We start from the raw sequence: 8,905 nt of genomic DNA, 5'->3' as shown, positions 1-8,905 counted from the left end.
CAGTGCTTCGCAGTGCTTCGCAGTGCTTCGCAGTGCTTCGCAGTGCTTCGCAGTGCTTCGCAGTGCTTCGCAGTGCTTCGCAGTGCTAGTTGGAGAGCTCATAGAACTGGCAGGGGTCTTTGGCGCTCTCGGGAAAGCGATAGAAGAACGCCTGCTTTGAGGCCGCGGATTAACTCCGCGGCCTCTGCGTTGTGGGCCCGATTCTGTATGCTGATTATTCTGCCTGCTGTCTGCTTCGAGCTACTGCGACAAAGGTGCGACATTACTGCGACAAAGGTGCGACACGCGCGTTGGTTCTCGGGCAATAGCCTTTCCTCGGGTCAAGTGTATCCAACTTTGAAATGCAGGCATTAGCAGGCGGTTCGCATTTTTGCGAGAGGTGTGGCGGCTCCTTAGGCTTTTCTTCCGATGGTGGCCATACGAGAGAAAGGCGTGTTCATGGAGCAGAGGCGAAGCCTTCCCGACGGTGCGGGACGGGAAGTTTACGGATACGCGCGGGTCAGCAGCCGCGAGCAGAACCTGGATCGGCAGCTTGAGGCTCTTGTCGCGTTCGGAGTGGCGGAAGGCAACGTGTACGCCGACAAGACGAGCGGCAAGGACTTCGAGCGCGACGCCTGGAAAGCGCTGCGCGGAAGGCTTGCGGCGGGCGACGTTCTGGTCGTGAAAAGCATCGACCGGCTGGGGCGCGACTACGACGAGATATTGGAGCAGTGGCGGTGGCTGACCAAGGAGGTGGGCTGCGCCGTGGTGGTGCTGGACATGCCGATCCTGGACACTCGGGACGATGGCAGGGGCGTGACAGGCAGGTTGATCTCCGACATAGTTCTGCAGCTTTTAAGCTACGTGGCGCAGGTGGAGCGTGAGAGCATCCGGCAGCGGCAGGCCGAGGGCATAGCGTGCGCCAAGGCGCGCGGCGTGCGGTTCGGACGGCCCAGGAAGAAGCGCCCCGGCGCGTACAAGGCCGCCAGCGAGAAGTATCTGGCGGGGCATCTGACGCGCAAGGAGGCCGCGGACCGGTGCCGCGTGAGCGTGAGCACGTTCGACCGATGGGTGCGCGACGACGCCGGCGGCGGGCGCGAGGTCGATGCGGCGTGCGCGGCGACAAGTCAAAAGCGCGGTTCGTAGCCGTGAGATGCGCCATGGCGGAAAAGCTGGGAGTCCCCCTAAACAAGTTGCCCTAAAAACCACATTTGCGACAAAATCCAAGAAACAGCAGGTCAGAGCCACTGTTTTACACAGTCAAAAAGTACACCTTTTGAGAAGGGTGCGCGAAAGGGCGAAATCGCGTAATGAGCGCAGTGCGACCTGGGTTTATGCCGTGGGGCTTTGTGTATAATGGGGAAAATCGACACAGTCAAAAGGTGTGCTTTTTGACGCTCCCCCGAACGAGGGCTTGCCGGGCCTCCCCCAGCAAGCCCTCTGCGGCCAGGGGGCGCAAGGAGCCGGAAAGGGTGAGGGCATGCAATCTGCAAGGGCAACGCGCGAAACGAGCCCGCGGCGCGGGTGCTGGTGCGCCGTGCGCGTGCGAGCCGGGCGCGAGGCCGCCGTGGCCGAGGCGCTGCGCCGAGCCCTGCCCCAAAGCGTGCTCACCGATGCGTTCGTGCCGCGCAAGGAGCGTTGGCTCAGGCGCGGCGGCGCGTGGAGCCTGCAGACCGTGCCTATGTACCCCGGCTACCTCGTCGCCGTGACGAAGGACGCCGAGGCGTTCGCTCGCGCCGCCTGGAAGGCATCTTTCAAGGTCGAACCAGCTGGGCGCCTGGACGGCGAGCGTCACTGGATCGAAGCGAATGCCGATGCCGCATGCGTCGTCCGCGGCAGCGAGGGCGTCATGGACGGCGACAAGCTGCACGTGACGTCCGGTCCCCTCGTGGGCCAGGAGGACCGCATCCTGCGAGTGGACCGCCGCGAGCGGGCCTGCACCGTGCTCATATGCTGCGAGGACGGTCGCGCGGTCACCGAGCTTTTCGCCCTGCGCGTCCCGGAGAAGCGGTAGGTGCGCGCGATGGCGAATACGGAAACGAAAACAAACTGGTACGCGCTGAGCGTGGTGCCCGGCCGCGAGGCCGAGGCGGCCGGGCTGCTGGGCGCGTGCGCGATGGCGCCCCGCGCCGAATTCGAATACGTGAAAGACGGCGTGCGCTCAAGCGAGCTGCGCCCGATGCTGCCGGGTTTGGTGCTGCTCGAGGCGGCGGACCCGGCCGACGCGCGCCGCACGTGCCGCCGCACGAGCGGTCTGGCCGACCTGCGTGTGCAGAAAACCCGGATCGACGAGCTGTCCCCCGAGGCGGCTGAGACGTTTCGCGCCCTGTGCGGCCAGAGCGGCGTCGCCGCGTTCAGCGAGGCCACGCTGGCGGGCGGCATGCGCGTTTTGAGCGGCGCCCTGACCGGCCGCGAGACGCTGATCGGCCACGTGAGCAGCCGCCGCAAGTGCGCCTACGTGCCTGTGGATCTGGGCGGCCGGCCCGCAGAGCTGGAGCTCGGCCTGCGCGTGAGCAGGGGCGGTGCGGCGTAGTGAGGATGGATTTCGCTGCGGGCGGAGCCGTGCCCTCGTGCAAGGCCGAAGGCGCGCTGTACAAGAAAGAAGTCGCCGGTAAGACGGTAGCCGGCATCGAAGGCAGGCATGGGTACCGCCTTGCGAAGCGCTGCTTCGACATCGCGTTCAGCCTGATCGTGCTGGTCGCCTTCTGCTGGCTGTTCGCGATCATCGCCGTGCTTATCAAGGTCGACGACCCGAAGGGCCCGGTGTTCTTTCGCCAGGAGCGCGTGGGCAAAGGCGGCAGAACCTTCCGCATGTACAAGTTTCGCAGCATGTGCGTGGACGCCGAGGACAGGCTCGAGGGGCTCAGGGAGCTTAACGAGAAGACTGGCCCGGTGTTCAAGATGCGCGACGACCCGCGCGTCACGCGCGTGGGCAAGTGGCTGCGCAAGCTGTCGCTCGACGAGCTGCCTCAGTTCGTCAATGTCCTGCGCTCGGATATGAGCATCGTGGGTCCGCGTCCCGCGTTGCCGGCTGAGGTTGCGACCTACGACGACTACCAGCGCCAGAGACTGCTGGTCAAGCCCGGCCTCACCTGCTACTGGCAGACGCGTCGTAACCGCGACTCCATCACCTTCGACGAGTGGGTCGACCTGGACCTGCTCTACATCGAGAAGTGCTCCGTATGGAGCGATTTGAAGTTGATCGTCCAGACCGTGGGCGTGGTGCTCACGGCGCAGGGGAATTAGCAATGGAAGAGAAGAGAATGAAAATCGCAGTTGCCGGTACTGGCTATGTGGGTCTGTCCCTCGCCGTTCTGCTCTCGCAGCACAGCGAGGTGCACGCGCTAGACATCATCCCCGAGAAGGTGGAAAAGATCAACTCCTTCCGGTCTCCCATTCAGGACGACGAGATAGAGCGGTTCCTGGCCGAGGCCAAGGCGGGCGCTCGCAAGCTCGACCTGCATGCCACCGTGAACGTTGCGGAGGCTTACACGGGCGTGGACTACGCCATCGTTGCCACGCCAACGAACTACGACTCCGACCGCAACTTCTTCGATACGAGCTCGGTGGAGGCCGCCATCACGGCTATCCGCTCGGTGAACCCGACCGCCTGGATCGTCATCAAATCGACCATTCCCGTTGGCTACACGGCCTCTCTTCGCGAGAAGTTGGATGACAAGCGAATTATCTTCAGCCCCGAGTTCCTTCGCGAGAGCAAGGCTCTCTACGACAACCTGCACCCCAGCCGCATCGTGGTGGGCGCGCCCAAGGACGACGAGGAGGCCATGAAGGCTGCTGAGACGTTCGCGGGGTTGCTTGCACAGGGAGCTGATCCTGTCGAGCTTACCCGCACGAACGCCGACGGCACGACGGGCATTCCGCAGCTGGTGCTGGGCACCACCGAAGCGGAAGCGGTGAAGCTGTTCGCTAACACCTATCTGGCCCTGCGCGTGGCTTACTTCAATGAGCTCGACACCTACTGCGAGGTGCGCGGGCTGTCCTCGGCAGACGTTATCGAGGGCGTGTGCCTTGAGCCGCGCATCGGTGGCTTCTACAACAACCCCTCCTTCGGCTACGGCGGCTATTGCCTGCCGAAAGACACGAAGCAATTGCTTGCCAACTACAAGGACGTGCCCCAGAACCTCATCGAGGCCATCGTGGACGCCAACCGCACGCGCAAGGACTGGGTTGCTGAGCAGGTCATCGACCGCGTGATGCAGCTGGTCTACGAGGGAAAGCCCAAGCCCGTGGTGGGCGCGTACCGCCTGACGATGAAGAGCGGTTCTGATAACTTCAGAGCGTCTTCCATTCAGGGAATCATGAAACGCGTCAAGGCCAAGGGCGTGCCCGTGGTGGTCTACGAGCCCACGCTGGACGCGCCGGAGTTCTACGGCTCCGAGGTGACTCATGACCTTGCCAGGTTTAAAGCCGAGTGCGACGTGATTATGGCTAACCGTTGGAGCGACGATTTGGCCGATGTTGCCGGCAAGGTGTATACGTGCGACCTGTTCAAGAGGGACTAGGCGCATGGCCAAGACCCCCATGGACATAAAGGTGTGCTTCGCGGCGTCGTCGGGCGGGCATCTGGAGCAGCTGCTCGCCCTCAGGTCGCTGATGGAGCGCTACGACAGCTTCATCCTGACCGAGAAAACCGCCTACGAGGCGAAGCTGCCCGTGCGCACGCGCTACGTGCGCCAGGTGAACCGTCACGAGGCTACGTTCCTGCCGAATATGCTGGCCAACGCGGTCATCTCGCTGCGCTATTGGTTGGCCGAGCGGCCCGACGTGGTCGTATGCACGGGTGTGCTGGCTACTGTGCCGTTCTGTCTGATAGCCCACTTGATGGGGGCGAAGCTGGTCTACATCGAGTCGTTCGCGAAGACGGACTCGCCCACCATGACGGGCAGGCTCCTGGGCAGGCACGCAGACCGGCTCTACGTGCAGTGGGGATCGATGCTGAAGGTGTATCCGAGCGCCCGCTTTGTCGGCGGCGTGTACTAGGGGGTGCCGGAGTGATTTTCGTCACAGTGGGATCGCAGAAGTTTCAGTTCGATAGGCTGTTGAAGGCCGTGGACGACCTGGTTGCCTCCGGCGCGGCCGAGGACGGGGCATTCGCGCAGACGGGTGTGTGTACCTATGTGCCAAAGTACATGCGGCACGAGGCGTTCCTTGACCGCGAGGGATTCCGGGCGCGCATGGACGCCTGCGATGTGGTGGTGACCCATGGCGGCACCGGTGCCATCATCGGCGCGGTGAAGGACGGCAAGAAGACGATAGCCGTGCCGAGGCGCGCCGAGTTCGGCGAGCATGTGGATGACCATCAGGCAGAGATCGTCAAACAGTTCGGGGACATGGGACTCATCGAGCCCTGCCTGGACCCGGCCGACCTGCCTGCCGCCTACGCGCGGGCGCTTTCCAAGGATTACTTGCCCTACAAGAGTAACACGGCGCGGTTCTGCGCCGATTTATCGGAATTCATCGACGGTGTGGGAGGGCTGCGATGAACACCATGGTGAAGAACGCTGTGCTAGCGCCCTTCAACGCGTTGTACGCCGTGTCCCCGGAGCTGTGCTTGAGGGCGCTGTTCCGCTTGAAGCAGGGCTACCCGCTAAATCTGAAAGAACCAAAGACCTTCAGTGAGAAGGTACAGTGGATAAAACTGCATGACCGCAACCCGTTGATGCCGCGCTGCGCGGACAAGTACGAGGTGCGCGGCTATGTGGAGGAGCGAAGCTGCGGGAAATACCTGAACGAGCTGCTGTGGCACGGAAGCGACCCCGCACAGATCCCCTTCGACGGGCTGCCCGAGAAGTACGTGGTGAAGGTGACGCACGGCTCGACGTTCAACGTGATCGCGGATGGCACCGAACCCATCGACCGCGAGGACGTCGTGCGCAGGTGTCGCCGGTGGCTCAAGGCGAAGTTCCTGCCCTGTTACGGCGAGTGGTTCTACGGCCGCAGCGGCGGGGTGGAGCCGAGCGTCATAGTCGAGAAGTACATAGAGGCCGACGGCGACGATGGACTTGACGACTACAAGGTGTTCGTGATGAACGGTAAAGCCGTGCTTACCCTGGTGTGCACCGGGCGCACTGCGAGTGCGCACTGCGAGGACTGCTACGACATGGACTGGAACCTGATGGGGGGCTGCGACATGGGCGAGGAACGCTCGGGCAAGGCGGTGCCAAAGCCCGCATGTTTCGACGAGATGGTCGCGGCGGCGGAGAAGTTGGCCGCGCCGTTCAGCCACGCCCGAGTGGACTTTTTCATTGCGGGGGGGGGTGCTCCGAAGCTTATCTTCGGGGAAATCACCTTCACGTCAGGCTCCGGCTTCGACCGGTTCCACCCGCGCGCGTTCGACGAGTGGTTGGGCAAGAAACTGGTGCTGCGAAAACCGAATACGTAGCCGCAAGGCAAGCGGCGTAAGGAGCGTTTTCTCATGAGTATGGACAATCTCAAGAAGAACGCGATCCTGACGCCGTTCAACCTGCTGTACCGCGTGAACCCGGAGCTCACGCTCAAGATACTCTTCAGACTGAAAGTCGGATACCCATTGAACCTGGAACACCCAAGGACATATAACGAGAAGCTGCAGTGGATAAAGCTGCATGACCGCAACCCGCTGATGGCTCAGTGCTGCGACAAGTACGCCGTGCGCTCCTACGTGGAGTCGAAGGGCTGCGGGAAATACCTCAACGATCTCCTGTGGCAGGGTTTTGACCCGGAGGGCATCCCCTTCGACGAACTGCCCGAGCGCTACGTGGTGAAGGTGACCCACGGATCGACCTTCAACATCATCGTGGACGGCGCGCGCCCCGTGAACCGCAGGGAGGTCGTGGCCGAGTGTCGCAAGTGGCTGAAGGCGAAGTTCCTTCCCTGCTACGGCGAGTGGTTCTACGGGGTTGAGAGGCCGCGCGTCATCGTGGAGAAGTATTTGGAAGGTAATGACGGCGAGGCGCTGTTCGACTATAAAATCTTCTGCTTCAACGGCGAGCCGAAGATGATCTACGTGGATACCTGGCGCGACGGCGAGCACCATATCAACGCGTACGACACCGATCTCAACCTATTTGAGGGCGTCAAGCTCGGTTATCCCAATGACGAGGTACGTGACGTGAAGAGACCCGAGACGTTGGGAGAGATGCTTGAGGTAGCGAAGGCGCTGTCACAGGACTTTCACCACGTCCGTGTCGATCTGTACTACACCCACGGGAAGATCTTCTTCGGCGAGCTCACGTTCACCAAGGGTGCGGGCTTCGGCAGGATCGAGCCGGTCTCCTTTGACGAGAAAATGGGCGACTGGCTCCAGCTGCCCTGCGACGAGGTGGCATGATGAACGTTTGCATGGTCGTATACAATCTCGTCAACAACGGCATTGGCAAGGTCGTGCTCACGTATTCGGGGGAGCTTATCCGATGCGGGCACAAGGTCACTGTTCTCGTTGGCGGGCCATGCGAGCCGGAGAAGGTTGACGAGGCCGTGGCGTGTGGAATCACGGTTTCGCAGCTGCCTGACAAGAAGTCCGATACTCTGGGCTATTTCAAGGCTCTGCGCAAAGCCCTTGACGAGGGGCGGTTCGATGTCTGCCACGTGCATGGCAACAGCGGGATGATATTCCCCGAGCTTGTCGTAGCGAATCGCTCCCGTGTTGTGGCAGTGGCTTGCCACTGCCACAGCACGGGATGCGAGCATCCCGTGCTGCATCGGGTCCTGAGGCGCTTTGTGCCCGGGCTTTGCGACTGCATGTTCGCGTGCAGCGACGAGGCGGGCAAATGGCTGTTCGGCGACGCCGACTATTCCGTCGTCCCGAACTCCTTCGAGCTCGGCAAGTTCGCGTTTGACCCGCAATCGCGCCATGAGCTGCGTGAGGCCTACGGCATCGGCGGGGGAGCCTACGTTCTCGGGAATGTTGCGAGGTTGAACCCTGAGAAGAACCATGCGTTCCTCATCAAGGTGTTCGAGGCGTTCCATGCTGAACACCCCGATTCGATTTTGATGATTGCAGGCGGAGGGCCTGGAGAGAAGGATGTCAGGGCCTTGGTCGAGGCATCGCCTGCCAATGATTCGATTATGCTGCTCGGCAACGTAAAGGACCCAGCAAAGCTCTATTCGGCGATGGACTGCTTCGTGTTCCCCTCGATTCACGAGGGGCTTGGAATCGTCCTCGTCGAGGCGCAGCTCGCTGGCCTTGAATGCTTTGTGTCGTCCGATGTTCCTAAAAGTGCCTGCATAAGCGACGGGTTCCACGCGATTTCCCTTGCTGAAACCGCGAAAGGATGGGCAGGCAAGATAGCGGCGACGGCCCTCCGCACGTACGACAGGAGCAAGTGCTCCTTCCATGCAGGGAGCTTGGAGGCTTTCGACATCCGCTCGAGCTACCGTCTTCTTGAGGGCGCATACGAGGCCGCATTGGCCCGGAAAGGAGGGCGCGAATGAACATCAGAGCCGATTTTGCCGCAGTGGCCGGGGGAAAGGGGTTTCCGCATTCGCTCGGAACGTTCTTTTTGAATCCCTGCTTTCATGCTGTGGCCCTTTTCCGTTTGTCTGCCTTGCTCTATCGCGGCCATGTTGAGCCGCTGGCGAAGATCGTCTGGTGCTTAAACAGAATGCTCTACCACGTCGATTTGGACTACAAGGCGAAGCTGGCACCCGGGTTCCGCCTTGTCCACGGACTTGGAGTCGTCATAGGCGCCGGGGTCGTTAGTGAGGGGCCGCTTACGGTGTACCAGGGTGTGACCATCGGTGGCTCTCATGGGCTTCATCGCGAAGACGGCCGGGGGGGGGTCTTCTGGCAGCCCCATTTTGGAAGCGACGTCGTCGTCTACACGAACTCCTGCGTCTTCGGGCCGATATACGTTGGGGACGGCGCGATTGTGAAAGCGGCCCGAATAGTCACGAAGGACGTTGAGTCCGGGGAGAAGATATAAAC

The 8,905-nt window shown here is 61.9% G+C and carries 11 protein-coding genes; all 11 read left to right on the top strand.

Features of this window, described 5'->3' with window-relative positions:
* Positions 1–438 precede the first annotated feature (438 nt).
* The 11 genes from Q0G75_RS07225 to Q0G75_RS07175 all read left to right on the top strand — a co-directional run bounded on the left by Q0G75_RS07225 (position 439) and on the right by Q0G75_RS07175 (position 8,903).
* The gene (locus Q0G75_RS07225) at positions 439–1,125 is read left to right on the top strand and encodes a recombinase family protein (protein ID WP_294416045.1); all 687 of its coding nucleotides are present in this window, start codon (positions 439–441) and stop codon (positions 1,123–1,125) included.
* Positions 1,126–1,459: 334 nt separating this feature from the next.
* On the top strand, positions 1,460–1,993 hold the full coding sequence (locus tag Q0G75_RS07220; RefSeq protein WP_294416043.1) for a transcription termination/antitermination NusG family protein: 534 nt from the start codon (positions 1,460–1,462) through the stop codon (positions 1,991–1,993).
* A gap of 9 nt (positions 1,994–2,002) precedes the next feature.
* Complete coding sequence (locus Q0G75_RS07215; protein ID WP_294416041.1) at positions 2,003–2,512, top strand: transcription termination/antitermination NusG family protein; 510 nt, start codon at positions 2,003–2,005, stop codon at positions 2,510–2,512.
* 5 nt (positions 2,513–2,517) lie between these two features.
* Positions 2,518–3,225 (top strand): sugar transferase, encoded by a 708-nt coding sequence (locus Q0G75_RS07210; protein WP_294416050.1) that lies wholly within the window; start codon positions 2,518–2,520, stop codon positions 3,223–3,225.
* Between the two features lie 17 nt (positions 3,226–3,242).
* Complete coding sequence (locus tag Q0G75_RS07205; RefSeq protein WP_294416048.1) at positions 3,243–4,502, top strand: nucleotide sugar dehydrogenase; 1,260 nt, start codon at positions 3,243–3,245, stop codon at positions 4,500–4,502.
* Between the two features lie 4 nt (positions 4,503–4,506).
* Positions 4,507–4,980 (top strand): PssD/Cps14F family polysaccharide biosynthesis glycosyltransferase, encoded by a 474-nt coding sequence (gene pssD, locus Q0G75_RS07200; protein ID WP_294416039.1) that lies wholly within the window; start codon positions 4,507–4,509, stop codon positions 4,978–4,980.
* 11 nt (positions 4,981–4,991) lie between these two features.
* Positions 4,992–5,483 (top strand): PssE/Cps14G family polysaccharide biosynthesis glycosyltransferase, encoded by a 492-nt coding sequence (gene pssE, locus Q0G75_RS07195; RefSeq protein ID WP_294416037.1) that lies wholly within the window; start codon positions 4,992–4,994, stop codon positions 5,481–5,483.
* Complete coding sequence (locus Q0G75_RS07190) at positions 5,480–6,382, top strand: ATP-grasp fold amidoligase family protein (protein ID WP_294416036.1); 903 nt, start codon at positions 5,480–5,482, stop codon at positions 6,380–6,382. Before pssE ends, Q0G75_RS07190 begins: the two co-directional genes overlap by 4 nt.
* Before the next feature lie 33 nt (positions 6,383–6,415).
* Positions 6,416–7,309: an ATP-grasp fold amidoligase family protein gene (locus Q0G75_RS07185; RefSeq protein WP_294416034.1), complete on the top strand. Its 894-nt coding sequence runs from the start codon at positions 6,416–6,418 to the stop codon at positions 7,307–7,309.
* Between the two features lie 11 nt (positions 7,310–7,320).
* Positions 7,321–8,412: a glycosyltransferase gene (locus Q0G75_RS07180; RefSeq protein WP_294417914.1), complete on the top strand. Its 1,092-nt coding sequence runs from the start codon at positions 7,321–7,323 to the stop codon at positions 8,410–8,412.
* Positions 8,409–8,903, top strand: coding sequence for a hypothetical protein (locus Q0G75_RS07175; protein WP_294416030.1), 495 nt, complete (start codon positions 8,409–8,411; stop codon positions 8,901–8,903). The genes Q0G75_RS07180 and Q0G75_RS07175 overlap by 4 nt, the downstream gene beginning before the upstream one ends.
* The last annotated feature ends 2 nt before the right edge of the window (positions 8,904–8,905 follow it).

The sequence above is a fragment of the uncultured Senegalimassilia sp. genome, from assembly GCF_934636665.1.
Classification (GTDB): Bacteria; Actinomycetota; Coriobacteriia; order Coriobacteriales; family Eggerthellaceae; genus Senegalimassilia.
Note: the sequence above shows the minus strand (reverse complement) of the source record. Positions and strands in the feature narration are given on the sequence as shown.

Bases quoted from the DNA above. Each gene is read 5' to 3' on its own strand.
- Q0G75_RS07175 (WP_294416030.1), top strand. From the start codon at position 8,409: ATGAACATCAGAGCCGATTTTGCCGCAGTGGCCGGGGGAAAGGGGTTT.
- Q0G75_RS07180 (WP_294417914.1), top strand. From the start codon at position 7,321: ATGGTCGTATACAATCTCGTCAACAACGGCATTGGCAAGGTCGTGCTC.
- Q0G75_RS07215 (WP_294416041.1), top strand. From the start codon at position 2,003: ATGGCGAATACGGAAACGAAAACAAACTGGTACGCGCTGAGCGTGGTG.
- Q0G75_RS07185 (WP_294416034.1), top strand. From the start codon at position 6,416: ATGAGTATGGACAATCTCAAGAAGAACGCGATCCTGACGCCGTTCAAC.
- Q0G75_RS07225 (WP_294416045.1), top strand. From the start codon at position 439: ATGGAGCAGAGGCGAAGCCTTCCCGACGGTGCGGGACGGGAAGTTTAC.
- Q0G75_RS07210 (WP_294416050.1), top strand. From the start codon at position 2,518: ATGGATTTCGCTGCGGGCGGAGCCGTGCCCTCGTGCAAGGCCGAAGGC.
- Q0G75_RS07220 (WP_294416043.1), top strand. From the start codon at position 1,460: ATGCAATCTGCAAGGGCAACGCGCGAAACGAGCCCGCGGCGCGGGTGC.
- Q0G75_RS07190 (WP_294416036.1), top strand. From the start codon at position 5,480: ATGAACACCATGGTGAAGAACGCTGTGCTAGCGCCCTTCAACGCGTTG.
- Q0G75_RS07205 (WP_294416048.1), top strand. From the start codon at position 3,243: ATGAAAATCGCAGTTGCCGGTACTGGCTATGTGGGTCTGTCCCTCGCC.
- pssD (WP_294416039.1), top strand. From the start codon at position 4,507: ATGGCCAAGACCCCCATGGACATAAAGGTGTGCTTCGCGGCGTCGTCG.